This window comes from Serratia sp. JSRIV002, assembly GCF_019968725.1.
Lineage (GTDB): Bacteria > Pseudomonadota > Gammaproteobacteria > Enterobacterales > Enterobacteriaceae > Chania > Chania fonticola_B.
Map to the genome: position 1 here is coordinate 2,099,377 of NZ_CP074143.1, position 25,624 is coordinate 2,125,000.

Here is a 25,624-nt window from a genome sequence, read left to right on the forward strand (position 1 = left end):
CAATCCAAAATAGAAACGGGCGGATTTTACACTTGGGCAACGGGAAATTACACCGTTATATGTTGGTGGCGTAAACAAAAACGGCCCAGATTGATGACAAAGCCAGACGGGCGCATGCAGCGCCCCAACGTAACGTTGCCAGCAGCAGTCTCGACCCTGGCAGTATAGGCCGTTTTGATGGCGATCTATAACCAGCCGGAACGCTTGAGTTTTTGGTACAGGAAGAAGCAACCGGCGACGGTGACGCCCAGCGTGGTGTGGTAAGCCCAGGGGAACTTCAACTCGGGCATATCGGCGAAGTTCATGCCGTACAGGCTGAAGATCACCGTTGGAATGGCCAGGATCGCCCCCCAGCCTGCCAATCGCTTAACCACTTCGTTTTGCTTGACGGTCACCAATGCCAGATTGACGTGCATGGCGTTGGTCAGCATTTCGCGCATATCATCTAGCGTGCTGGCGACCTGCCGGGTATGGTCCTGCACGTCGCGAACGTAGGCCCGTAATTCTTTAGGGATCACATCCTCATGCAGATGGATCAGCTGGTTGCAGATCTCATCCATCGGCAGGGCGGCATTCCGCAGGCCGAGCAGGTGGCGGCGCAGGCTGTAGACGTTTTCGATGGCGGTTTCGTCAAACTCCGACCTGAACATGTTGGACTCGATGTCTTCGATCATCGTTTCGAACTTGCCGACGATATGGCGATAGTTGTCGACGATAAAATCCAATACCGAATACAGCGCAAAGCCAGGTCCATGGCAAAGCTGCTTGGGGTTTTCCTCTGCCTTGGCGCGGATTGGGGCATAGCTGGAGGAAGCACCGTGGCGCACGCTGATCAGGAAGTTTTTACCAACGAAAAAGTGGGTCTCACCGTATTCGACTTCTTCTTTCATCCACTGTGCGGTTTTCACCACGATGAACAGCGAGTCACCGTAGGTTTCTATTTTCGGCCGTTGATGGGCACATAAGGCGTCTTCGATCGCCAGATCGTGCAGGCCGAATTCCTCCTGGATCTTGCGCATAAACGCGTCTTCCGGTTGCCACAAGCCCAGCCAGATAAAAGTGTCCGGCTCCTTGACCACTTCACTGATATCCTCAATCGTCACGTCGGTCAGCCGTTTTCCGGCCTTGTACGCCACGCAGTTGATTACCATTGCTTGGGTTTCCATCGCGTTACCTGTCAGTCTGTGAGGGTTTTGGTGAAGAAATAGCGTTCATGCTCTACCGGCGCATTGTGCAATGTCATTTGCAATTGGTAACCCTGTTTTTCGTAGAATGGCCGAGCCTGGAAACTGAAAGTATCTACACGCGCAAATTTGCAGCCATCCGCTATTGCCTGCTGTTCTGCTTTCTTGATGAGCTTACTGCCTACACCTTCGCCGCGTAATGTCTCAGAAACCCACAACAGATCGATGCTTAACCAACAGCCTACGGTACTGCCGGTTAACCCAGCGAGTTTATTACCCTGATCATCCAAGACAAAAACCCCGATGTTTTTGTTCAGGATATCGCCGACAAATTGGCGGTTATAAGTCTTCAAATGATTGCGAATCTCTTCGGTATCTTCTGGCTGTAGTGCGTCTGTTACGGTGATTTTCATGGTGCCTCCTGGATGGTTCAACTAACTTAAGCACAGCAAAGGAAAAATGCAACATATTGAAATTTAGGTGAGTTTAAGATCGGCGGCGGTAAGCATTTGGTCAGAATTCATTAATAAAATGCGTTTTACCGTATCATCACTCAGGGGATGCGGGTCCGCATATACTGAGTGATATCCTTTGGGAAAGCTTGCAACGGTAATTTCCTGCAGGATCCGCTGCTCTACCTGGCTTACGCCGCCTTCCAGCATTTCCATTGCATGGATCACTATGTCATGACGTAAATGGCGGCGCTTAAGCTGATTGAGAAAGCCAGGGAAAAACTCTGGTACCAGATTATACAGGCAGTATTCGGCAATAAAAAACTGGCCGACCAGCAGCCGTTGAGTGCTGAAAGGGCCAACTCTAGAGGCGGTCTTCTGAGTATCGAGGCTTTTCAGGGTCAGATGGTTTCTGCGTACCTGTAAATAAAACAATGACATGCTTTTGCGTCCCTGCGTTGTAAGAAGTGCCCCATCTGAGACACCTTGGTAATCAAGTGAGTAGTATCATCACCGCGTGCTGGTAAGCAGGGCGTGCGCACAGCCGTTGATACCAGCGTTCCATATGCGGGCTAGGTTGGCGTTCGATCGGCATGGAAAACCAGGCGTAAACAAAGCTGCCGAGCGGAATATCGCCGATGCCGAACTCTTGGCCTGAGAGGAAAGGCTGCTCCGCCAACGTACGTTCGATGATCGCAAAGTGTTGCTCCAGTTCAGCAATGCCAGCCTCAATCAGCGCCATATCACGCTTTTCGGGCGGAGTGCGAACCATGCCCCAGAACACGTTGCGGAGGGGGGCGGCGATGGTTGAGGTATTCCAGTCCATCCATTTTTCAGCCGCAGCGCGATCCTGGAGGTCCTGTGGGTAAAATGGCGTCTGGCCGAACTTGGCCGCCAGATAACGCACAATGGTATTGGATTCCCACAACACGAAATCCCCATCTTGCAACAGCGGCACCAGGCCGTTGGGATTAAGCGAACGATAGGGCTCTTCGTTAACCTTACCGTAGGCACCTCCGGCGTTGATATGGGTGTAATTTAGCCCTAACTCTGCGGCACACCAGCGCACTTTTTTGACGTTGTTAGAATTTTCACGGCCCCAAATGGTCAGCACAAAGCACCTCCTCATCGACGGATAAAAGTAACTCTCATACCTACGCTACAAAGCCGTTTTTGTCACCTTGAAATCAGCGTTCCCAGAGGCAGACTTCCCAACCGTGCTTTTCTGCCAGCGCGCCAAGATCGCTATTCGGGTTGATAACGGTGGCGCTGTCGACGTATTCCAGCATGGCTTTATCGTTAATGGAGTCGCTATAGCCGTGGCTATGGGCAAATTGCAGTTCAGGGTGTTGCTGTAACCACTGTTGCAGGCGAATGACCTTACCCTGCTGATAGGTCATGGTGCCGTAGGTCTTGCCGGTAAAACGGCCCTCTGACACTTCGACACCGATAGCCAGCGCGCCATCGGCCCCCAGTTGTTCGGCGATGGGGGCAACCAGATGTTCACCGGTTGCTGAAATCACCAGAATGCAGTCGCCGCGTTCGCGATGCCATTGCATGCGTTCGCGTGCCGCGGGGTAGACGCGAGGCAGGATATCCCGACGAATATAGCGCTGCACCCAACCGTCGACGGTCTGGGTACTCAGGCCCGCCAGCGGAACCAACGTTGCCTGCATATAATCTTCCATCGACAGTTGTCCCTGATAATAGGATTGCATCAACAACTGTTCTTGGCGTTCCAATTCTGCCGGAGCGAACCCTTCGGTCACCAGCCAGCGAACCCACAGGCTGGCGCTGTCATCATCAATCAGGGTTTCATCCAGGTCGAACAGGGCTAAATCCATCAATATTTCTCCGGCAAGGAATGCTGCGGCTACAGGATAACGGATACTCGCGGCGTCGAGCCAGTTGCCACGGTGAAATGCGCAGAGCATAAGTAACTTTGATGACAGTGCGGCGACGGTTTGTTGAAAGTTTGCATAACCTGGCACATAGCCTGATTTCCAACCAATTTCTCTGCGGTAACGTACAGTTATGTAAAAATGCAGAAAAATCAGCCTAAACCCTGCAAAAATAAGAGCAATCTAATAAACTCACAACGAGGGCACTTTCGGTGCCGCGTTGGCCCAAATGGGAGCCGCTGGGTATTTCGCGGTTGGCAGCGCGGCCTGGTGCCACTCTCGCTGGTTGGCTGAAAACGTGAACATGTTTGAAAGTTAACGCTATTTCAATGGTTTGAATGGACACTCTGGCGACGTCATGATGAAAAATAACCGTTCTACTCCTCTTGGTAAATTGGCCCTCAGTGTAGGTGTCATGTTGTTGGTTGTGCCTACCGTACAGGCAGCAGAGGCTCCGGCCGCACCGCAGGTCGATGCGAAAGCCTATGTATTGATGGATTACAACAGCGGCAAGATCCTGGCAGAAGGCAATGCGGATACACGCCTGGATCCCGCGAGCCTGACTAAAATCATGTCCAGCTATGTGATTGGCCAGGCGATGAAGGCCGGTAAAATCAAACCGGACGATCTGGTCACCGTGGGCAAAGATGCCTGGGCAACCGGCAACCCGGTGCTGCGGGGTTCTTCTTTGATGTTTATCAAACCCGGCGATCAGGTGCCGGTATCGGAACTCAATAAAGGCATCGTCATCCAGTCAGGTAACGACGCCAGCATCGCCTTGGCGGATTTCGTGGCGGGTAGCCAGGATTCGTTCGTTGGCTTGATGAACAATTACGGCAAGTCCCTCGGCCTGCAAAATACCCACTTCCTGACCGTGCATGGTCTGGATGCCGAAGGACAGTACAGCACCGCACGTGATATGGCGTTGCTGAGCCAGGCGCTGATCCGCGACGTGCCGGATGAGTACGCGTTGCATAAAGAAAAAGAGTTCACCTTCAACAAGATCCGCCAGATAAACCGTAACCGCCTGCTGTGGAGTACCAACCTGAACGTGGATGGTATCAAAACCGGTTACACCGGCGGGGCCGGGCATAACCTGGTCGCCTCGGCCACCGATGGCCCAATGCGCCTGATTTCAGTGGTGCTAGGGGCTCCGAGTGACCGTGTGCGCTTTAGCGAAAGCGAGAAGTTGCTGACCTGGGGCTTCCGCTTCTATGAAACCGCAACGCCGATCAAGGCCGATAAAGCCTTTGTAACGCAGAAAGTGTGGTTTGGCGACGTGGGCGAGGTGCCGTTGGGCGTGGCGAAGGATGCCGCCGTCACTATTCCCAAAGGGCAGATGAAAAACCTGAAGGCCAGCTATAAGCTTAACCAACCGACGCTGGAAGCACCGCTGGCGAAAAATCAGGTGGTGGGCACCATCGATTTCCAACTGGATGGCAAAACTATCGATCAGCACCCGCTGGTGGTGATGCAGGAAGTGAAGGAAGGGAACTTCTTTAGCCGCATGTGGGACTTTGTGATGATGAAGCTGACCCAGTGGTTTGGCGGTATTTTCGGCTAATCTTTGTTTGATAAGGGGCCAACAGTGGCCCCTTCTGCCAGATCAATTACACGCTACAACCTTGATGGCCAACCCGCCCTGAGATGTCTCGCGGTATTTGGAGTTCATGTCCTTGCCGGTTTCGTACATGGTCTCGATCACCTTATCCAGGCAAACACGCGGCTCGCTGGTGCGACGCAGTGCCATACGTGCGGCATTGACTGCCTTTACGGCAGAAATCGCGTTACGTTCGATACAAGGCACCTGAACCTGTCCTGCCAGTGGATCACAGGTCAGCCCCAGATGGTGCTCCATGGCAATCTCTGCGGCGATACAAACCTGCGCCGGGCTGCCGCCCATCAGCTCCGCCAGACCCGCTGCCGCCATGGAGCAGGCCACGCCGACTTCCCCTTGGCAGCCCACTTCGGCACCGGAGATTGAAGCATTCATCTTGTACAACGTGCCGATCACACCGGCAGTCAGGAAGTAACGGCTGTAGGAGTTGGTGTTCACCGGGCGGATAAACTGGTCGTAATATGCCAGCACCGCTGGAATGATACCGCAGGCACCGTTGGTGGGCGCCGTCACCACCCGGCCACCCGCAGCGTTCTCTTCGTTAACCGCAAACGCGAACATATTGATCCAATCTACTACGTTCATCGGGTCGATATTGTTCTTGTCACCGGTGACCAGAATGCGGCGCAGGGCGGCAGCACGGCGTTGTACCTTCATTGGGCCAGGGAGCAACCCTTCGGTATTCATACCGCGTTCGATACCTGCACGCATCACCTGCCAGACGTCGGCAAAATGCGCTTCGATCTCTTCTTTGCTGCGCAATGCCAGTTCGTTCTGCATCACCAACCCGGAAAGCGAAAGCCCGGTATCTTTGCAGTGCTGCTGCAAATCCACTGCGGAGCGATAAGGGTAGGGGACTGCGACGCTATTGTTGGCCGATTGACCGAAGTTTTCTTCATCAACGATAAATCCGCCGCCGATGGAGTAATAGGTTTTGCTGTGCAGTAACCGATCGCCAGCATAGGCGCTGATCGACATGCCGTTTTCGTGCAGCGGCAGGTTAGTGCTATGGAAGTTCATGCCACCAAGCTGTGGAAAATCGACCTCGTGCTCACCCTTTGCCAACAACAGGCGGCCACGCTGTTCTACATCACGAATAAAGCCGGCGATGCTGTCGATGTCCACATCATGGGGCAGATTACCCGCCAGGCCCATAATAATCGCGATGTCGGTATGGTGCCCTTTACCCGTCAGTGACAGTGAGCCGTAGACGTCAACCGCCACCCGCGTTGTATCGTGGAGTTGCCCGGCAGCCTGCAAATCATCAATAAACTGTTTACCGGCTTTCATCGGGCCGACGGTGTGGGAACTGGAAGGGCCGATGCCAATTTTGAAAATATCGAAAACGCTGACCATAGTCTCGCTTCCTTCTTGAAGTTAATTCCCTCAGCCTGCCGTTTAGGGGGCATATGGGTCATGCTTGAGTTCGCGGCGGGGTAGGAGGGGAGATTCGAGATAGCCGGTGCCATAAGGCACCGGCTGAGCGCTATTAACCGAACAGTGTGTACAGGATGGCAGAGATGGCAATCAGGCCCATCACGACCACAAATACGTTGCTGATGTGGCCGCTGTACTTGCGCATGGCAGGCACTTTACGGATCGCATACATCGGCATCAGGAACAGCAGCATCGCGATGATTGGGCCACCCAGGTTCTCGATCATGCCCAGAATGCTTGGGTTCAGCGTGGCAACGATCCAGGTGGTCACCAGCATGAAGATGGCAGTGATGCGGTTAAGCTTGTGGGTGGTGATGGTCTTGCCACGGCTTCTCATCGATTTGGCAATCATGCCGTTAAAGCCTTCACGAGCGCCGAGGTAGTGGCCCAGGAAGGATTTGGTGATGGCGATAAAGGCGATGACTGGTGCGATGTACTCGATAACCGGGTTGTTAAAGTGGTTAGCCAGGTAAGACAGGATGGAGATGTTTTGCGCTTTGGCTTCGGCCAGATCCGCCGGGGACAGGCTCAGCACGCAGCTGAAAACAAAGAACATCACGGTCAGCACCATCATGATGTGTGCGTAGCCCAGGATGCGGGAACATTTCTTCTCAGCGTCCACGCCGTACTCTTCGCGTTTTGCTACAGCAAAGGCGGAGATGATCGGTGAGTGGTTGAACGAGAACACCATAACCGGGATTGCCAGCCACAGGGTGATCACCAGGCCGTGGCCCAGGCTGCCGCCAGAACCGGCCAGTGAGACGTTTTCGAAGATGGCACTGCTCCAGTTAGGGATCAGATAAAGCGCCAGCAGCATCAGCACCCCAACAAACGGGAATACCAGGATACTCATGGTCTTCACGATCGCCTGCTCACCGAAACGCACGATGCCCATCAGGCCAACGATCAGGATCAGCGACAGGATGGCGCGTGGTGGCGAGGCCATACCCAATTGGTGGGTGATGAAGCTGTCCACGGTGTTGGTGATCGCAACGCTATAAACCAGCAGGATTGGGTAAATGGCGAAGAAGTAGAGCAGGGTGATCAGTTTACCTGCGCTGATACCAAAGTGTTCTTCTACCACTTCGGTGATGTCTTCACCTGGGTTTTTGCCGGACAAAACGAAACGGCACAGGCCACGGTGGGCGAAGAAGGTCATCGGGAAGGCGATGATGGCCATGATGATCAGCGGGATCAAACCACCGATACCGGCGTTGATTGGCAAGAACAAGACGCCAGCGCCGATGGCAGTGCCGTAGAGGCCCAACATCCACATGGTATCTGATTTACGCCAGGCCGTGCTGGAACCTGAGGCTGCAGAGGCGATAGTGCCGGTCTGTGTAGTGTCCATAAATATCTCCGAGGTGAACACGATAATTTAAAATAAAAAGAAAAACTTAAGTTTAAAATCCGCTGGTGAAATAAGTTGCTATCCCGCCAGTGGTAAAATCAGTTGTTACAACTAGAGGTTGAATTACGCCTCTGAATTGTTTATCAGGCTAATGATGTTGCTAACCTGTCCAAATGGTTTCTGCTGTTAACGGGGTCAACGCCGATGTTTCTGTCGGAGGAGCAACTGCCCACCGATTTTGTTGGCGGCAAGATAACGATTTACAGCAGAAACAACCGTGATCTTGCTCCCAAATGCGTGATGTGTGCGGTTAAAGGCTGTTATTGTAAATTTTCATGCAAATGTTACGCGTTTGTGCAAAACATCATGCTGCAACCACTCTCACTAATCCCAAAACCTTTATCCGGTTTGTATGATGTTTAACCGGATAAAAACCTGTCTTGTGTGGCAGGGCGAGCAATATATTTTATGTGCTGGTTTGGATCTAGCGAAAATGCCGGATTAAGCTATTTTAGTGATTTAGATCACGTTTGGTTATTGTGAGGGGAAAACTTATCTTATTGTTTTTAAACTTATTTAATGATTTTGATTGTTTCTGTGGCTAGAAACGGATGACCGTAATAAGACGATCTTAATCATCATATGAATAAGGATAAATCCTGATAATTTGATTAAAAATAGCTGATAATTTTTAAACAAAAGTCAGCATAACGAGGCTGCTGAGGGTAAGGAGCCATTTTATCCGGGGGGGATTTGATGCAAATTACTGCAATAATGTTCTGCGCAGAATAATAACGCGAGCAAGTTGTTGCAATCCATTAACCTGTAATTATCGGCCAATAGGAATATTTTCAGTTTAATTGCTTAAAAAAAAGCCTGAGTTTAACGAAGAATTTGCAACCGCGTCCCTCAAGTAGCACCAGGGACACGGCATAAAATCGGCAGTGAGGCCAAGATTAGAAACGCAAAGTGACCGCGTGTTGGTCGAAAAACTCGATGAACTCGGGGTCAGGCTGGCGATCGGTAATCACCTTATCGAACAATGCCAGCGGCCCGATGCAGGCAGGCTTGGTTTGGGCAAATTTGCTGTGGTCGGCGACCAGGATCTTTTGCTGCGCCTTGTCCAACGCTTTGTGTTTCATCGCCAGTTCATCAAGGTTGAAGCAGGTTGCGCCGTGCTGCAAAGTGATGCCTGCCGCTGAAATAAAGGCCACGTTAGGGCAGATGTGGTCCAACTCATTATGTTGGCCAACAGCGGTGAAAATGTAGTTGCTCGGTTTGAATTCACCGCCGCACAGGATCACCTTGCAGTTGGGCTTGTCCTGCAGCGCCAGAAAGGTGTTGAGTGAGTGGCAAATGGCGGTAAAGGGGAGTTCATCGGCAATGGCGTCGATAATGGCCGGGGTGGTGGTGCCACAGTCAAAGAAAACCGTGTCGTTTTCGTTGACCAGCGGTGCCGCCAGCATGCCAATACGGCGCTTTTCCGCCACCTGTTTGGCTTTCTGGTCGGAGACAAAATAATTGGTGACCCCGTTGATACGCGGATCGGCTACGACATAACCCCCAAGCAAGACCACTGCAGCAGGTTCGGCACTGAGATCGCGCCGGATGGTCATTTCCGAGACGCCGAGCAGTGCGGCTGCTTCTTTTAAGTGGATCTTGTCAGAACGCTTTAGAGCCTGAACTAGCCGGTTGATACGTTCGTCGCGCCGGGTTTCCATCAGTTTTTCCTACAGGTTTATACCCCAAGTTTCTCAAGTGTGGCCGAAAGGGATAAAGGAGCCAAAAGTTTCTTTCGTTCGCTCCAACACAATAATGCGGAGTCGTGCAGACCCAGTTCGCACTGAGGGCACAACCCCGCATTAGATGTCGCTATACCTAGATAGAGCTAGCGAAAATCAGTAGCTACCGGTGTCAGCCGCATCGCCAGAAACGATCGCAACGCCCGAGCTGGTGCCGATACGTGTTGCACCGGCGGCAATCATTTTCCCTGCGGTAGCGCGATCGCGCACTGCGCCAGAGGCTTTGACACCCATCTCGCTGCCTACGGTAGCACGCATCAGTTTGACGTGGTCTTCACGAGCGCCGCCTGTGCTGAAACCGGTAGAGGTTTTAACGAAAGCGACATCCAGTTCACGACACATTTCACAAACTACAACGATTTGTTCATCGCTGAGCAGACAGGTTTCCAATATTACCTTCAACGGGATAGCCGCGCAAACTTCACGCACCGCGGCGATATCGGCCTTCACTTCGTCATTCAGGCCGCTTTTCAGCCAACCGACGTTGATCACCATGTCGATTTCCTGGGCGCCAGCGGCAATGGCAGCTTTGGCTTCGAAAGCCTTGGAGACGGTCAAACCAGCCCCCAGAGGGAAGCCGATAACCGAGCATACTTTAACGTTGCTATCCTGCAACAGGTGAGCGGCCAACGGGACATAACCCGAGTTAACGCAAACGGCATAGAAATTATGCTGACGCGCTTCTTCGCACAGTTGGTTGATCTGGCTGTCCGTGGTGTCCATAGCCAGCAGGGTATGGTCGATATAGCGAGCGTAATCAATCTGTTCAGTAGTCATGGTCATTTCCTCTATGGGGGTAAAAACGTTCTGTGGTGTCAGTGATGTTATAATCCTAACATTTCTAACATTGATGTTTCAAGCTGTATTAAAAGTAATTTTTAGGGAGAGCTGGAGTTTTACAGCAACGTCTAACACAGTGTTTGCTGGAAAATGTTATTTAAATAACATAGACTGTATATTGACAAATCCGTTCACTGTGCAACGGCTGCCCCTGAGGAAAGAAGATGAAGACGATCATTAATCTGAGCCCTGGATTGTTCGGCATAGAGCCGAATGAAGTGTATCGCGGCGCTGGTTTTACGGTGACCGCGTTTATGTTTCCTGGTGATATCGCCGCGTTGGTGCTGCAAAATCAGCGGGGTACCTTAACGTTGTTGCCCTACCAGGATTTGATGATTTGGGATGCGGTGTTTGATGGCCAGTCTCTCAAAGCAAAAGCCAGCCAGCTGCAGCCTCGACGTAATGATGCCCGTGGCTGTTTTGCCTCTCACCAAGGATTGCCTGCTAATCATGGTCCGGTGATTGATGTCTGGCTGGAAGTCGAAGAGGAAGCGATCGCTATACGAGCCCGCACTGCCGATGGCCCTTGCCGCATCCAACCGGCCGTTCAGTTAGCCGCCAACAGCACACAGTTCAGTATTGAAATGGTGATCGACAACCTGGCTGAGCAGGCTCAGCCATTAAGTTATATGTGCCATATGAACTATGCCTGTGAGGAAGGGGCCGTTTTCCGCCAAAATCTGCCGGGCTGTGCGCTCAATATCCGTGATAATCCGCAGCAGGTCATTTGTTCTGACGATCTCTCGCTATATGTTGATCAGGCCGAGTTCTTTATGCTGGCACCGTGCGGCAGAAGGTATGTAACCCGTTTTGCCACCGGCCAATTCAGCTATGCCGTCTTACGGCGGCCACGAGCCAACTCACGGGCGACGGCGTTCGTCCAGCCGGCCAGTTGCAGCCCAGAGAGTACAGCAACACCGATGGCGGTGATGTTAAAAGCAGGGGAGATGCGGGAGTTCCGCGTGACGACAGGCATACTCTAGCTGGCAGGGGGCTTGCCCCCTGCGGGCAGGTATTACTCCTTGACCCATCCTTTACGGATCGGGAAGGCAAACAGGAAATGGTATAGGCGCGTTAGACGTTGGGCGATGGCATCTCCAAACAGATTCCACACCAATTGGGCAAACAGACAACCCACACAACCCAGCAGGAAACCGCCCACCATATCCAGTGGCCAGTGCACACCAAGGAATACGCGGGACCAGGCAATGGCGACGGCCGCGACCATCAGCAAAATACCTGACCAGACACGATGCCAGCACAGGAAGGCCAGGGCAAAGGTGAAGATGGCAGTGCCATGATTGCTAGGGAAAGAACTGTCTGGTGCATGCGCCAGGAAGGTATAGCCGATACCGGTGACAAACGGGCGCTCATGAGGTAACAGTGCTCCGATAGCGGCTGAAGCGCTCATGGCAAATAATAGCGCAATGGTCGTTTTGGCTACCACTTCTCGCTGTGCTGCCAGTTGGCTATGTGCCCCCCAGAACCACAAGCCGACAATCAGCAGGGGGATAATGGCGATCAGATCCCGTGCGATGAAGGTGGCAAGATCGATTAACCATTCTGGGCTGGCCGGGGTGGCATCGATCCAGGCGAAAAGAAGATAGTTCAACTGCTCCATTAAGTATTACCTCGTCTTACGGCGAAAATAGCCGCTGATACACCAATAAACAGCCAACTGGCTGAACCAAACCCACCACCCGGCCCACAGGTTATGGGAAAGAAAATGTGCGCCCCGCATGATCTGGCCAAAGCCCATCAGCATGCCAAGCGTGATGCCGGCCAGCCAGCACCAGTAAGCCAGGCGCGGGCGTTGCGGATAAAACAGAAAGAACAGTGCCATCACGGCGAAGCCGCTGGAAGCGTGGCCACCGGGGAAGCAACGGCCAGGCCCCGGAAACGCTGGCGTGGTGCCAAACAGTGGAAATGACATTGCTTTGCCACCGTACTCCAGCAGATCCCAGGGGCATGAGTGTGCGCTGGTGGCCTTCAGGATCCCCACCACTAACGGCCCAATGCCGATCAACAGCATGGCGACGATCAGCCGCGCGTTACGGCGATAAATTCCCCAAAGCAGCGCCAGTACCGCTCCGGCGATCACCGAAATCTTTAACAACCGATGGTTGATCAGATCCAGCCAGTAGTTGTTCTGCCACGGAAAACGCTGGCTGGCGGCGTCATACCAATAATTACTGACTACCCAATCCAGCTGTTCATTGCGTGACAACCAGATAAACAACAGCGCAGCCACCACCAGCCCAAAGGCTTGCCAACGGTAAAAGGATGCGGGCAAGGAGTAAAGGGCGTCAGTCTGAATTTTGCTAGCCGTTGAGGATTGATTTAATGACGATTGTTTGGCGTTTGATGGGTTCACACGAAGGCTCATAGGCGGTAATGGATCAGGCTACTGTAATCATCCCGTCTTAAGAAAACCTTAATGGATGGCGAGCGGCTTGGGGACGATATCCAGAATTGACCTATAATTTAACGGCGTAAAGTATGCTAGCGTAATTAGGTATTTAGGTTATGAATTGTAAGGATAAAAAATGAACAAGCTTTCTATGGTAGTGACCAGCCTGCTGATGGCCGCGTCTGTCAACGCCGTTGCTGCAACCACCGCAAGTACTGACGATCTCAATATGCAGCCGTTGGAAAAAGTAGCACCGTTCCCGAAAGCGGAGCCGGGCATGAGCCGGCAGGTCATTTATTTACCCAAGCAGGAGAATGAAGAAAACTTTAAGGTTGAGCTGCTGATTGGCCAAACGCTGGAAGTGGATTGCAACCGCCACATGATGGGCGGCAATCTGGAGAGTAAAACGCTGGCCGGCTGGGGTTATGACTATTTTGTACTGCCGAAGCTCTCGGCTCCGGCCTCTACCATGATGGCTTGCCCGGATAATACCAAGCGTCAGGAGTTCGTTGCCGCTCATCTGGGGGATGCCGCGATGCAGCGCTATAACAGCCGCTTGCCGATCGTGGTTTACGTGCCGAAGGACGTCGAGGTGCGCTATCGCATCTGGTCTGCCAGCGAAAATACTGGCCGTGCGGTAACGAAATAAACGACTGTAGACTCCGCTACGTAGGGGCGCCGCATGCGGCGCCCATCTGAATATTCAATGGCAGCGCCTAGCGGATAATACCGCGCGCTGAGCGTGAGAAGAAAGAAGTAAACCATTGCAGTAGCGGATAGGTTTCGCTCAAGCGCTGCACTTCCTGTTTCACCTCATTGATCGCCAACGCATTGTGATAAAGCATGTTATACAGGGTTTGGATCACCTGCTGTTGCTGCTCACTAAGTGATTGGAAAGCTGCCGCTGAATCGTTTACCCCGATGGGGGCCGCGTGGTTGCCACTGGCACTGACAAAAGGTGGAACATCCTGCACCACGCCGGACTGATGGGCGATATGCGCATGGGCACCCAGCAGACAAAACTGATGTATCGCGCACATATTGCCGATCTGCACAAAATCATCCAGCTCAACATGCCCGGCCAGCCCCGAGTTATCACCGATAACCGTAGTATTGCCGACAATACAATCATGGCCAATATGGACGTTGTTTAAGAACAGGTTGTCATTACCGATGGTTGTCCGCCGATAGCCTTGAGTGGTGCCGCGATGAATGGTCGCATTCTTGCCGATCCTGTTTCTGTCGCCGATCACCACGTCCGTAGCTTCACCAGCATATTTCAAATCCTGATTCACTTCGCCGATGATGGAAAACTGCCCGATAACGTTATTGCAGCCAATCCGGGTGAGGCCGTTAATGCTTACATGGGAGGCTATTACCGTGTCATCACCAATCTCGACGCCGGCTGCGATGATGCAGGAAGGGCCAATGCTGACGCGCGCACCGATAATCGCCCCCGGTTCAATCAAGCTATTGCTTGCGACCCGGGCAGAGGGAGAAATTGACATTGCGTTATCCTGATGATGGTGCGTGGCGTTTCCGGCACTCAGGGCCAATCATGGGTAAATGATTAAGCCTTAATTTGGATTAATCTGAGAGTAAGCGTCGAATGTGAGGGGAAAGGGGTGGTCGTTGGTGGTCAGGTGATTTTTCTTATCGACAGGGCCGAGTATAAGGAGTTCCCGGGTATATCACACCATCTTATATTTTCTTTATTTTCTGAACTTTTTTGTAATGGAAGATGGGGCAGAGGAGATAGAGGTGAATCGGTTAACCGAGACCGCAGTGGGCTCACAACGTTGGGGCGCTGCCTACAGATTTTGCAGTAGTGCCTGGTGCCGAGATGGATTGTTCCAGCAGTAAAATGACAAGAGGATAAGCAACCACTCTCAGGCTAGACTAGAATTAATAGGTAGGTTATCAGGCTGGGTATTAGGTAATACGGAGGGCCGACAATATGACTTATCAACATATCGTTATTGCAACCGATCTGAGTGACGATGCCGAGCTGTTAGTGCGAAAGGGGTCTGAATTGGCTGACACACTGCAGGCCAAGCTGTCGTTGATTTATATCGATGAGCAAGCTAACCACTACAGCGAGTTTGGTAGTGGCGAATTCAACTATGCCGATAAGACCTTCTCCGAACGAGTTAAGAATATGCTTAACGCTATCCAGCAGCAGGCGGAGTATCCCATCAGTGAAGTGATCATTGGCCGTGGTGAACTCAGTGAAGCGCTGAATAGTGCCATCCGTGAGAAGGGGATTGATTTGGTGATTTTTGGTCACCACCACGATATGTGGAGCCGTTTGGTATCCAGTACGCGCCGCACGATCAACCATATTGCGGTTGATATGCTCGTAGTGCCGCTCGAAAAACATTGATGGGGAAACGTTGGATCTGAATGGCGTTGAGAGTGAAAGGCATCACAATAATTAGGTCAGAGCAGTGATTCGCCCATGGATATAGAGGCCGAATCATTGCTTCTCGCCAGCACGCTATTGCTACACCCAAGTTCAAGCATATCTTATTGTGTTTTTTAGCTTTTCTGGTGATTGGATGCTGATTTTAACTCCGCCCGCTATTCTGTTAGGGTATTGTTCAGCATTATAGCAGGGGCACTTATCTGATTACTTTGTTGATTGAAAGCTTTTCTCCACAAGGTAGTTCAGTACCTTGAGCTCATCATCAAGCAGGTTAGTGGGGATGTTTTTTAGGATTTTATTTCTCACATCGGTTCGTATAAAGAAGAGTGAGGTATTGGAAAAGAAGAAAGGATCCATCAAATAAATCAAAACACCGGCGTTGTAGAGTTCCATATAGTCACTGCCGATAAACGAGGTTTTCTTTACGGCGGTGGTGTATTTTTTAGCTAGAATTGCACTGATAACGCTAAACTGATCGGTTTTCAGTTGTAAGTGTAATGCGGCTAAATTTTTATTCTCATCAAACAAGACAAAAACATCTTTAGTACTTTCAAAAACGATATCGCTTCGTTTGTCCTTATTGTTATCGGGTGTTTCTTTATAGATATTCCCTTTCAGTTCGCTGTTAAACCCCACATTTACCGCTTCAGGGTGAGTTATCTTGAACGTATCCTCCGTTGTCTGACCAAACTTCACCGTAAGCGTGCCAGTGCTGGCTGCACTTAAGTGCTCACAAAAAAAGAAGCTGGTTAAAACTAGAAAAAGGTAAGCTAAGAAACTCATTTTCATGATGCAATCCTATAAATCCTTTTGGGATTGTGAAATGACACATAAATAATCATTAAACTGCCAAAATTCGGTGTTTTATTCCTGGTGCTGTTATTGTGTTGGTTTTACATGCTCACCTCCATAGTGTAAATGATATTTATAACCGATGTCAGACGCCCTTTATGGAGCGACAATACCTCGGTGTTTCACTACGTTGTCATTAAAAGAATAGTGTTGTCAATAACCTCGATAGGTTAAATTTTGTTAGTGTAAAATATGATGTTACGGATAACGTTATTTGTAACAGAAGTCTCCTCCAGCTTTCACGCACTCCTGCATTCGGTATTTTATATTGCATTAATATAGAAATGCGTTAATTTCTTTTTGGATACTTTGCTCAATGAGTAATATGCTGCTGGTGTAAACGTGCTGATCGGCATTTATGTGTCGTACCGACAGGGTTGAGTATAAGGCGTACCTGAGCGTATCACATCATCTATGTCATCTGCCCAACCAGCATCAATATAAGCTGGGTTAAATGTTGATGCTTGCTGATGCATGAATGGAAAGATTTACAGGCCGGTGTAGTGGAGGTTGTCGGCCTGGGAAAGAATATAACCTAATAGTCCGCGATTGCCTTACCCTAACGTTCGGTGTTGGAAGTGTCAGTGCGTCGAATGAATTAAATTTATATATATCAATCAGTTGATTTATTTAAGGTTTAAGCAAGCTTCGCGTGATCAGCTTGCAATGAAATTAATAGTTGCAAACTGTATATGCATACAGATAATTGAAAGCATCGGAAGAAGGTAGGTGATGTTTTATGAGGAACAACATGAAATTTATCGCAACTGGGCGACATCGAAGTGAGTATCCAGATCCTATAACGTTCACAACTGGAACTTCGCTTACGATAGGGGACATATATGAGGGCGATGAAGGTTGGGATAATTGGTATTTCTGTACCATAGCTAATCATTCCGGTGGATGGGTGCCAGAACAGCTGATAGAACGAAGCGACAAACCTGGCCATGGTATAGCGAAAGATGACTATACGGCCAAAGAACTTGATGTTAATGAAGGAGATGAGTTGCTGGCGATAAAATTCTTAAATGGCTGGGTATGGTGCCAGCGACTCTCGGATCAAGATATTGGCTGGGTACCGAAAAGCATTCTTCAGAACATCAAATAAGGCCGTTATTTTACATCAGAGTCTGAGTGGCGACGGATTTTAGGCTGTGCCCCTCAGTTGATTGTGGCACCGTCGCAGTCCCGAAAGCCCGTGATCAAGGCGGATAGCTCTACGTTCAAGCCCGATAACGCGTAGCACCGGCTTGGGCGCATGCTCTCTTCGGGCTGGAGCCATTTGAACTTTCTCCCCGCTTATTTGGGTCACCAAATCTCATGGATCGTGCTAGCTAGCGTCCAAATGGCCTTCAGCGTCTCATTACTAACATCCCGATGTGTAAATCAATGGGGGAAGGTCAGGCGTAAATTTCAGGCAACAAAAAACCCGCTAATCTTGAACCTAAAAAGGCGGGACTAACGGGCTCCACAAAATGGGGACATCAAAGAAAAGCAGTGGCACTAATTCAGACTATGTCCCGATCGAAAAGTTCTACCCGTTGCTAGAAAAATAAAAAAATATTTCGCCGTAGCGGCACTTCTCAGATCGCCTTGCTACCCCATTAGTCCTGGCCAGATCACCACGATGAGCGAGCCTGCCAAGGTTAACAACACGTTAGCGATGGCGTAGGTGCCTGCATATCCCAACGCAGGAATATTACTACGTGCAGTGTCACTAATGATTTCCATCGCCGGGGCGCAGGTACGTGCCCCCATAATGGCACCAAATAGCAGGGCACGGTTCATGCGCAGAATGTAGGCACCGAACAGGAAGCAGATCACTACCGGTACCAGGCTGACGATCAAGCCTGCGATCAGCATCTGGCCACCTACTGCGCCAAGGGTATTGCCGATACCTGCCCCTGCGCTCAGCCCTACACCAGCCATAAACACCATCAGGCCGAACTCTTTCACCATATTCAACGCGCCCTGAGGGATATAACCAAAGGTCGGGTGGTTGGCACGCAGGAAGCCCAGCATGATGCCGGACATCAATAGCCCTGCGGCGTTGCCGATACCAAAGGAGAAGCTGCTGGTGAACTGAATGGTGATCTGGCCGATCAGCAGGCCGATGATAAAGAAGGCACAGAACGCCAGCAGATCGGTAACCTGGCTATGAATGGAGATAAAGCCGATCTTCTCTGCCACGCTTTTTACCCGGCGGGCATCGCCGCTAACCTGCAGCACATCGCCTTTGTTCAACACGATGCTGTCATCGATCGGCATTTCAATCTGGCTGCGTATCACGCGGTTGAGGAAGCAGCCATGATCGGTCAGCTTCAACTGGCTCAGGCGCTTGCCTACCGCATTGCTGTTTTTGACCACGATCTCTTCGGTTACGATGCGCATATCCAGCAGATCCCGGTCGAACACTTCCTTACCGTTACGGAAGCTTGGGTCCAGGCGTGCGTGAGCATCAGGGTAGCCGACCAGTGAGATTTCATCCCCGACCTGTAACACCGCATCTCCGTCCGGGTTGGCCAGAATGCCGTTGCGGCGAATCCGTTCGATGTAGCAACCGGTCTGGCGGTAAATGCCGAGCTCGCGCAGGTTCTTGCCGTCTGCCCAGGCGACCAGTTCCTGGCCAACGCGATAGGCGCGGATCACCGGCAAATAAACCTTGCGCTGGCTATCGGTATCCAGGCCGCGCTCACGGGCAATTTGTTGGGCAGAGGTAGAGAGATCCTGATGCTGCAGTTTTGGCAGATAACGAGCGCCGAAAATCAGGCTGACCAGGCCAATCAGGTAGGTCAGGGCGTAGCCCAGGCTCAGATGGTCTTGGGCTGCAAGCAGTGCCGGGCCGCTGGTGATGGTATTACGTAGCGTATCGCCTGCACCCACCAATACCGGTGTGGAGGTCATCGAACCGGCGAGCATACCGGCGGTAAGGCCGATATCCCAGTGGAACAGCTTACCGAGTCCGATGGCGATCACCATCGCTGAACCGACCATCACCAGCGCCAGCATGAAGTAGTTTTTGCCGTCGCGGAAAAAAATTGAGAAGAAATTGGGACCCGCTTCAACGCCGACGCAAAAAATAAACAGCATGAAACCGAGGCTTAACGCTTCGGTGTTAATGGCAAAGTGCTGCTGGCCAAGCAACAGCGAGACCACTAAAACGCCAATGGAATTACCGAGTTGAACGGAGCCAAGACGAACCTTTCCGAGGCAGAGCCCCAGGGCGAGTACCACAAACAGTAACAGGATGTAGTTACCGTTTAACAAACTTGCGACGTTTATGTTCACGGGGGATAACTTATTGTTTACCAGTAAGTTCTTGATAAAGAACACTATAAGAGTTAGATTCAGCCATAGAGTATATGGATAAAGCTTAGATAACAACCAACCATCGGAAGGCGATCCGAACCATCGAATGGCGGCGCTTATTCTAGTCGCTATCACGTATGACAGCCAGCATAAAGCTGTGTCGGCATACGTATTTAACCCTTTTTGACCAAGGAAAAAGTTCAGCCAGCGCTGTCGGTTTCGGCTGTGTGTCGCAGGGTCGGTGCGATAGGCTGTGTTTTACGATGTAGTCAGCGGTCACATCGCGATATCCGTCATTTTCGGGTATGGAGGGGAGAGGTGGATGGTAAGTTATCGATACTGGGTGGGCATTTTTAGCTGTTTTCTACTGTTTAGTCTGGTTTTTCTGGGCCTGAAGAGCGGTGCCGTCGGCGTGACAGAATCCGAGCATCATGGTGAAACCGGCCTGCTGTTGTTTATTATTCCCGGTTTTATCGCCAGCTATTTGTCGAGCAAGCAGCGTATTCTGTGTCCCTTGCTTGGCGCACTGTGTGCGGTACCGCTGTGTTTACTCATTCGCCACTTTTGGTTGACCCCCGGCCATTCGTTTTGGCAGGAGTTAGCTTATGCGGTCAGCGCCGTATTCTGGTGTGTGTTGGGTGGGATGTTGTATTTATTAATGCGCATGGTGTTCCATGCGTGGCAACAGTTCTATCGGCAGCAAAAACCCTAATCGTAAAAAAGGCCACCTGAGTTCGGTGGCCTTTTTTGTTCGAGCTTGAAGCTTACTGGAACAGGTTCAGGTTTTCTTTGGCGTAGGCTTCAAAATCGGTGCAGCCGCCAATGTGGGTCTGATCGATAAAGATTTGCGGCACGGTTTCTACCGGTTTGCCCACGGTTTTTTCCAAATCGGCCTTGGTGATGCCTTCGGCGTGGATATCAACATAACGGAAGTTGAAATCGTCACGCTCTTCAGTCAATTTCTCTGCCAGCTCTTTAGCACGGACACAGTAAGGACAGCCCGGACGCCCGAAGATTACAGCAAACATGTAACACTCCTAGTCTGTTATTAATCATTAACCGTTATTGTAACGACATTCCTTCCGTCATAAAAAGACTTCAGTTGCGCAATCACTCACGTCATGGCGCTTACTATGCCCGTTGGCTGAGCTAAAAAAAAGCAGGATCTGCCTCTTGGTCTGATTTATAGAACCGATTAATCAACTAGAGCTGTTGCAGCGATGGCGAATTTACTACACTGGACACAGTGAGTCTGGAGAAAAAAATATGCGTTCATTCGGTGACTTACCGCGTTCTGTGCTGGTGCTTGAAGGATTGGGCATGGTGTTGTTGATACTCTCTTATCTGAGTATTCATGACTACGTCCGCTTACCGGGTATGCTGGCTTCGCAGCAGGCGGCGGTTGGCATGATCTTTCTAGGCGTCTTCATGATGGTTCCTGCAGCCGCGTTTTTGGTCTGGCGTGTGGTTCAAGGGTTCGGCCCGCTACTGCGCGGTGGCCAGCCGCCGCAGAACGATCGGCGTACCCCGCCAAAAGATAAACAAGACCAGGGACCGCAAGACTAAACGCGGCTATGGGGAATGCCTGCCAATGCAGGTGATAACGCCTTTAGGGGTGACGAGTGAAAATTGCCATTCTTTCGCGCGATGGTTCGCTGTACTCATGTAAAAGACTGCGTGAGGCTGCAGAGCAGCGTGGGCACCGTATCGATGTTATCGATCCGCAGTCTTGTTATATGAATATCAACCCGGCGGCACCGAGCATTCATTATCGTGGCCGCCGGTTGGAACATTACGATGCGGTGATCCCGCGTATTGGTTCCGCTATTACCTTTTATGGCACTGCCGTGCTGCGCCAGTTTGAACTGCTCGGCAGCTATCCACTCAATGAGTCAGTGGCCATTACCCGCGCGCGTGACAAACTGCGTTCGCTGCAACTGCTGGCGCGCCAGGGGATTGATCTGCCCATTACCGGCTTTGCGCATTCACCGGATGACACCGGTGATTTGATCGAACTGGTGGGCGGCGCACCGCTGGTGGTGAAGCTGGTTGAAGGGACGCAGGGGATCGGCGTGGTATTGGCCGAAACTCGCCAGGCGGCGGAGAGCGTGATCGACGCCTTTCGTGGCCTGAACGCCCATATCCTGGTGCAGGAGTATATCCGTGAAGCCAATGGCTGTGATATTCGCTGCCTGGTCGTCGGCGGCAGGGTCGTTGCCGCGATTGAACGTCAGGCAAAGCCTGGGGAGTTTCGCTCGAACCTGCACCGTGGTGGCACGGCTCGTAAAGTGCATATTACCGGCAAGGAGCGCGCTACGGCGATCAAGGCCGTAGAGACGCTGGGATTGGATGTTGCCGGGGTTGATATCCTCCGTGCCGATCGTGGCCCGCTGGTGATGGAGGTGAATGCGTCACCGGGGTTGGAAGGCGTTGAAACCACCACCGGGTTGGATATTGCCGGCATGATGATTGAGTACATTGAACAACGAGCCCGACCTGGCTTTCGTCTGAAATCTGGCGGATGAGAAATGGCGCTTTCCTCTGTTGCGCCAAGCGTATACGGGGGATCGCGGGTGCGGATATGCCGTGCAATGTTGCCGCATTAGTGAATTAAGCGGCTTTGATCGTGGCATCTCGATTGAATATTCCGTAAGCTATGCGCCTTTTCATGTCTTTGAACCCTGTGAGGCTGGTAATTTATGGATTCACTCATCGTCCCCGATTTAGCGTTATTACGACGTTGGTTGGATCAGTTGGGGATCTCGTTTTTTGAATGTGACTCTTGCCAGGCGTTACACCTGCCGCACATGCAAAACTTTGACGGCGTATTCGATGCCAAGCTCGATCTGGTGGATAATGTGATCCTGTTTTCCGCGTTGGCCGAAGTGAAGCCAACCGCACTGATCCCGCTGGTGGCCGATCTCAGTCAAATCAATGCCAGTTCGCTGACCATCAAGGCCTTTGTTGATATTCAAGACGATAATCTGCCAAAGCTGATCGTTTGCCAGTCTTTGAGCATTGCCGTGGGCGTGGCCCATGAGCAGTTTGCCCACTTTATGCAACAGGGCGAAGAACAGATCTCGATGGTGATCCTGGAAGCCAGGGCGAACGATCTGCTGTTTATGGGTGAGGAAGAAGAGAACCCGGCTGCCGTAGCCAGCCAACCGATGCTGCATTAATCTTCGCTGTACATTATGTGTGCCGCAGATCTGGCGGCACGCAGCCCGAACTTTCCTCCACAACCAGATATTCTGCGTTTCTCCCCTTATTGCCAGATATTTCTCGTCTTTTAGGCCGTTATTGCCGCATCACATACAGACCCCGTGCATAATTAATCGATAAACGGCGTTTTTTACCCTGGAGGCTGGCACCGTCTGGCAACTCCGGTTATGCTGCTGATCTTGCTAAAGGCTCACGCTCCTGTTTGTGACCTCGTGGGCTGGCAGGTGAGAAAATCGCATGCAATCAACTGCATAGCTATTCACTCGCGATCGCAACGATTGCGCTCGGCTAATCAAAGGCGTTGTATCCTTTCAGGATACAAATTTACCCCTTGTTTTGGAGGAAGTTACGGATGGTCACCCAACGTAAAAAGTGGTTATCGGGTGTGGTTGGCGGCTTGCTGATGACGGCTTGCTTCACCGCGTCGGCCGCAGACAATACGCTGCACATCTACAATTGGTCCGACTACATTGCGCCGGATACCCTGGCCAAATTCCAGAAAGAAACCGGCATCAAAGTGGTGTATGACGTCTTTGATTCCAACGAGGTTCTGGAAGGCAAACTGATGGCGGGCAGCACCGGTTATGACTTGGTGGTTCCTTCCTCCAACTTCCTTGAGCGCCAGTCCAAAGCCGGTATTTTTGAAGCGCTGGACAAGAGCAAGATACCTAATTACAAAAACCTTGATCCCGAGATGCTGCAACTGGTTGCGCATAATGACAAGGAGAACAAGTACGGTATCCCTTACATGATGGTGACCACCGGTATCGGTTATAACGTCGATAAGGTCAAAGCGGTGCTGGGTAAAGATGCCCCGGTCGATAGCTGGGATCTGATCCTTAAACCGGAAAACCTGGAGAAGCTGAAAAGCTGTGGTGTCTCCTTCCTGGATGCGCCAAGCGAAGTCTATGCCACCGTTTTGCACTATCTGGGCAAAGATCCTAACAGCACCAGTGCGGAAGATTACACCGGTGCGGCCAACGATCTGTTGATGAAGCTGCGCCCGAATATCCGCTATTTCCACTCGTCCCAGTACATTAACGATCTGGCTAACGGGGATATTTGCGTGGCCATTGGCTGGTCTGGCGACATCATGCAGGCAGCCAACCGTGCCAAGGAAGCCAAAAACGGCGTCAATGTGGCCTACTCCATTCCAAAAGAAGGGGCGCTGACCTACTTTGACATGTTTGCGATGCCAGCCGATGCCAAAAACAAAGATGCGGCTTACCAATTCCTGAACTTCCTGCTCAAGCCTGAAGTGATCGCGGATATCAGCAACCACGTGTTTTATGCCAACGCGGTAAAAGACGCCACGCCGCTGGTGAATGCCGAGGTGCGTGATAACCCGAACGTTTACCCACCGGCAGATATTCGCGCCAAACTTTACACGCTGAACGTACAGTCGCCAAAACTTGACCGTGTAGTTACGCGGGCATGGACTAAAGTTAAAAGCGGGAAGTAAATACCCGTCGTCTTTCAAGCTGCAGCGTTGTTAACTGCACTTACTCACCCCAGTCACTTACCCAAAAGTAAGCTCCTGGGGATGAGTAAGCTTGTTGCCTAGCTGCAGCTCGAAATCCATAGGGTATTGACAAGCTGGCGGGGTTAACCCGCCTGCATTGCCATTTTGGGCCATGGCAATTGCTGTGGTTGTTCGTACTGCTTTAGCCGGAGAGCACCCCGATTGAACGACGTTATCCCTCGTCCGCTAGCCAAATCGCAGAAGGTGTTCACCCCTCTGCTGGAAATCCGTAACCTCACCAAAACCTTTGACGGCCAGAATGCGGTAGAAGACGTCAGCCTGACGATCTACAAGGGCGAAATCTTTGCGCTGTTGGGGCCTTCTGGCTGTGGAAAATCGACGTTGCTGCGCATGTTGGCCGGTTTTGAACAGCCGACGGAAGGGCAAATTGTCCTCGACGGTCAGGACATGTCCCACGTGCCGCCATACCAACGCCCGGTCAATATGATGTTCCAGTCCTATGCGCTGTTCCCCCATATGACGGTGGAGCAGAACATCGCGTTTGGCCTCAAGCAGGACAAAATGCCGCGCGCGGAAATCAACGAGCGCGTCACCGAAATGCTTACGCTAGTGCATATGCAGGAATACGCCAAGCGTAAGCCGCACCAGCTCTCCGGCGGGCAACGCCAGCGTGTGGCACTGGCACGTAGTTTGGCAAAACGACCAAAGCTGTTGCTCCTGGACGAACCGATGGGCGCGTTGGATAAAAAACTGCGCGATCGCATGCAGCTGGAAGTGGTCGATATTCTGGAGCGCGTGGGCGCGACCTGCGTCATGGTCACCCACGATCAGGAAGAAGCGATGACCATGGCTGGCCGTATCGCCATCATGAACCGCGGCAAGTTTGTGCAAATCGGTGAGCCGGAAGAGATCTACGAGCACCCGAACAGCCGTTTCAGCGCCGAGTTTATCGGTTCGGTCAACGTGTTCGATTGCGTGTTGCAGGAGCGACGGGACGATGCATTGATCCTGCAAAGCCCTGGTTTACGCCATGCGCTTAAGGTCGATCCTGATTCATCGGTGGTAGACGGTGTGCCTATTCAGGTCGCTCTGCGCCCGGAAAAGATCATGCTGTGTGAGGAAGTGCCGGAAGACGGCTGCAACTTTGCGGTGGGTGAGGTGGTGAACATCGCCTATCTAGGCGATCTGTCGATCTACCATGTGAAGTTACTCAGCGGGCAGATGATCAGTGCGCAGTTGCAGAACGGCCATCGCTTCCGCAAAGGCATGCCGACCTGGGGTGATGAAGTGCGCCTGTGTTGGGACACCGACAGCTGTGTGGTTCTGACGGTGTAGTTG

General features: G+C 51.5%; 26 protein-coding genes. 11 read left to right on the top strand and 15 right to left on the bottom strand.

Annotation, left to right across the window (positions count from 1 at the left end; translation table 11 throughout):
* Positions 1–185 precede the first annotated feature (185 nt).
* The 5 genes from KGP26_RS09750 to KGP26_RS09770 form a co-directional block, all read right to left on the bottom strand.
* Positions 186–1,166: a magnesium and cobalt transport protein CorA gene (locus KGP26_RS09750; RefSeq protein WP_021179961.1), complete on the bottom strand. Its 981-nt coding sequence runs from the start codon at positions 1,164–1,166 to the stop codon at positions 186–188.
* A gap of 11 nt (positions 1,167–1,177) precedes the next feature.
* The gene (locus KGP26_RS09755; RefSeq protein WP_223665344.1) at positions 1,178–1,597 is read right to left on the bottom strand and encodes a GNAT family N-acetyltransferase; all 420 of its coding nucleotides are present in this window, start codon (positions 1,595–1,597) and stop codon (positions 1,178–1,180) included.
* 63 nt (positions 1,598–1,660) lie between these two features.
* Positions 1,661–2,077, bottom strand: a complete 417-nt coding sequence (locus KGP26_RS09760) for a YjaA family stress response protein (RefSeq protein ID WP_223665345.1) — start codon at positions 2,075–2,077, stop codon at positions 1,661–1,663.
* Between the two features lie 52 nt (positions 2,078–2,129).
* Entirely contained in the window at positions 2,130–2,750 is a 621-nt protein-coding gene (locus KGP26_RS09765; RefSeq protein ID WP_223665346.1) for a glutathione S-transferase family protein, read from the bottom strand.
* A 73-nt stretch (positions 2,751–2,823) separates the two neighbouring features.
* Positions 2,824–3,480, bottom strand: a complete 657-nt coding sequence (locus KGP26_RS09770) for an HAD family phosphatase (protein ID WP_223665639.1) — start codon at positions 3,478–3,480, stop codon at positions 2,824–2,826.
* A gap of 415 nt (positions 3,481–3,895) precedes the next feature.
* On the opposite strand from KGP26_RS09770, the gene KGP26_RS09775 reads away from it, so the two are divergent.
* Complete coding sequence (locus KGP26_RS09775) at positions 3,896–5,101, top strand: serine hydrolase (protein WP_037375034.1); 1,206 nt, start codon at positions 3,896–3,898, stop codon at positions 5,099–5,101.
* Positions 5,102–5,143: 42 nt separating this feature from the next.
* Here the strand turns inward: KGP26_RS09775 and KGP26_RS09780 are convergent, their stop codons facing one another.
* The 4 genes from KGP26_RS09780 to deoC form a co-directional block, all read right to left on the bottom strand.
* Positions 5,144–6,511 (bottom strand): L-serine ammonia-lyase, encoded by a 1,368-nt coding sequence (locus tag KGP26_RS09780; protein WP_094982883.1) that lies wholly within the window; start codon positions 6,509–6,511, stop codon positions 5,144–5,146.
* 133 nt (positions 6,512–6,644) lie between these two features.
* A complete protein-coding gene (locus tag KGP26_RS09785) occupies positions 6,645–7,943 on the bottom strand; it encodes an HAAAP family serine/threonine permease (protein ID WP_021179954.1) in 1,299 nt (432 codons plus the stop codon).
* A gap of 956 nt (positions 7,944–8,899) precedes the next feature.
* Positions 8,900–9,664, bottom strand: coding sequence for a DNA-binding transcriptional repressor DeoR (gene deoR / locus KGP26_RS09790; protein ID WP_021179953.1), 765 nt, complete (start codon positions 9,662–9,664; stop codon positions 8,900–8,902).
* A 177-nt stretch (positions 9,665–9,841) separates the two neighbouring features.
* The gene (deoC, locus tag KGP26_RS09795; protein ID WP_021804992.1) at positions 9,842–10,522 is read right to left on the bottom strand and encodes a deoxyribose-phosphate aldolase; all 681 of its coding nucleotides are present in this window, start codon (positions 10,520–10,522) and stop codon (positions 9,842–9,844) included.
* Positions 10,523–10,749: 227 nt separating this feature from the next.
* Here deoC and KGP26_RS09800 point away from each other — a divergent pair, with 227 nt between their 5' ends.
* A complete protein-coding gene (locus KGP26_RS09800; RefSeq protein ID WP_223665347.1) occupies positions 10,750–11,568 on the top strand; it encodes a hypothetical protein in 819 nt (272 codons plus the stop codon).
* A gap of 32 nt (positions 11,569–11,600) precedes the next feature.
* On the opposite strand, the gene ybjG is transcribed toward KGP26_RS09800, so the two are convergent.
* Both ybjG and KGP26_RS09810 read right to left on the bottom strand, forming a co-directional pair.
* The gene (gene ybjG, locus KGP26_RS09805; protein ID WP_021804990.1) at positions 11,601–12,206 is read right to left on the bottom strand and encodes an undecaprenyl-diphosphate phosphatase; all 606 of its coding nucleotides are present in this window, start codon (positions 12,204–12,206) and stop codon (positions 11,601–11,603) included.
* Positions 12,207–12,212: 6 nt separating this feature from the next.
* The gene (locus KGP26_RS09810; protein ID WP_223538108.1) at positions 12,213–12,971 is read right to left on the bottom strand and encodes a phosphatase PAP2 family protein; all 759 of its coding nucleotides are present in this window, start codon (positions 12,969–12,971) and stop codon (positions 12,213–12,215) included.
* A gap of 160 nt (positions 12,972–13,131) precedes the next feature.
* Between KGP26_RS09810 and eco the strand changes: the two genes are divergently transcribed.
* Positions 13,132–13,644 (top strand): serine protease inhibitor ecotin, encoded by a 513-nt coding sequence (gene eco / locus KGP26_RS09815; RefSeq protein WP_094982881.1) that lies wholly within the window; start codon positions 13,132–13,134, stop codon positions 13,642–13,644.
* Between the two features lie 67 nt (positions 13,645–13,711).
* Here the strand turns inward: eco and lpxA are convergent, their stop codons facing one another.
* Entirely contained in the window at positions 13,712–14,503 is a 792-nt protein-coding gene (gene lpxA / locus KGP26_RS09820; RefSeq protein WP_223665348.1) for an acyl-ACP--UDP-N-acetylglucosamine O-acyltransferase, read from the bottom strand.
* A gap of 449 nt (positions 14,504–14,952) precedes the next feature.
* On the opposite strand from lpxA, the gene KGP26_RS09825 reads away from it, so the two are divergent.
* Positions 14,953–15,378 (top strand): universal stress protein, encoded by a 426-nt coding sequence (locus tag KGP26_RS09825; RefSeq protein ID WP_021804986.1) that lies wholly within the window; start codon positions 14,953–14,955, stop codon positions 15,376–15,378.
* Between the two features lie 246 nt (positions 15,379–15,624).
* Here the strand turns inward: KGP26_RS09825 and KGP26_RS09830 are convergent, their stop codons facing one another.
* On the bottom strand, positions 15,625–16,209 hold the full coding sequence (locus KGP26_RS09830; RefSeq protein WP_037375030.1) for a hypothetical protein: 585 nt from the start codon (positions 16,207–16,209) through the stop codon (positions 15,625–15,627).
* 814 nt (positions 16,210–17,023) lie between these two features.
* On the opposite strand from KGP26_RS09830, the gene KGP26_RS09835 reads away from it, so the two are divergent.
* Positions 17,024–17,380 (top strand): SH3 domain-containing protein, encoded by a 357-nt coding sequence (locus KGP26_RS09835; RefSeq protein ID WP_223499208.1) that lies wholly within the window; start codon positions 17,024–17,026, stop codon positions 17,378–17,380.
* A gap of 488 nt (positions 17,381–17,868) precedes the next feature.
* Here KGP26_RS09835 and KGP26_RS09840 read toward each other — a convergent pair whose 3' ends face one another.
* Entirely contained in the window at positions 17,869–19,560 is a 1,692-nt protein-coding gene (locus KGP26_RS09840; protein WP_037375189.1) for an aspartate:alanine antiporter, read from the bottom strand.
* Between the two features lie 343 nt (positions 19,561–19,903).
* Here KGP26_RS09840 and KGP26_RS09845 point away from each other — a divergent pair, with 343 nt between their 5' ends.
* Complete coding sequence (locus tag KGP26_RS09845; RefSeq protein WP_021804982.1) at positions 19,904–20,293, top strand: inner membrane protein YbjM; 390 nt, start codon at positions 19,904–19,906, stop codon at positions 20,291–20,293.
* Between the two features lie 52 nt (positions 20,294–20,345).
* Here KGP26_RS09845 and KGP26_RS09850 read toward each other — a convergent pair whose 3' ends face one another.
* Positions 20,346–20,609: a GrxA family glutaredoxin gene (locus KGP26_RS09850; RefSeq protein ID WP_021804981.1), complete on the bottom strand. Its 264-nt coding sequence runs from the start codon at positions 20,607–20,609 to the stop codon at positions 20,346–20,348.
* A gap of 238 nt (positions 20,610–20,847) precedes the next feature.
* On the opposite strand from KGP26_RS09850, the gene KGP26_RS09855 reads away from it, so the two are divergent.
* From KGP26_RS09855 to potG, 5 genes are all read left to right on the top strand, one after another.
* Positions 20,848–21,147, top strand: a complete 300-nt coding sequence (locus KGP26_RS09855) for a YbjC family protein (RefSeq protein WP_021804980.1) — start codon at positions 20,848–20,850, stop codon at positions 21,145–21,147.
* A gap of 56 nt (positions 21,148–21,203) precedes the next feature.
* On the top strand, positions 21,204–22,106 hold the full coding sequence (gene rimK / locus KGP26_RS09860) for a 30S ribosomal protein S6--L-glutamate ligase (RefSeq protein WP_021804979.1): 903 nt from the start codon (positions 21,204–21,206) through the stop codon (positions 22,104–22,106).
* Positions 22,107–22,280: 174 nt separating this feature from the next.
* Positions 22,281–22,760: a YbjN domain-containing protein gene (locus tag KGP26_RS09865; RefSeq protein ID WP_223665349.1), complete on the top strand. Its 480-nt coding sequence runs from the start codon at positions 22,281–22,283 to the stop codon at positions 22,758–22,760.
* Positions 22,761–23,155: 395 nt separating this feature from the next.
* Entirely contained in the window at positions 23,156–24,265 is a 1,110-nt protein-coding gene (gene potF, locus KGP26_RS09870) for a spermidine/putrescine ABC transporter substrate-binding protein PotF (protein ID WP_094982876.1), read from the top strand.
* 222 nt (positions 24,266–24,487) lie between these two features.
* A complete protein-coding gene (gene potG, locus KGP26_RS09875) occupies positions 24,488–25,621 on the top strand; it encodes a putrescine ABC transporter ATP-binding subunit PotG (protein WP_021804976.1) in 1,134 nt (377 codons plus the stop codon).
* Positions 25,622–25,624 lie beyond the last annotated feature (3 nt).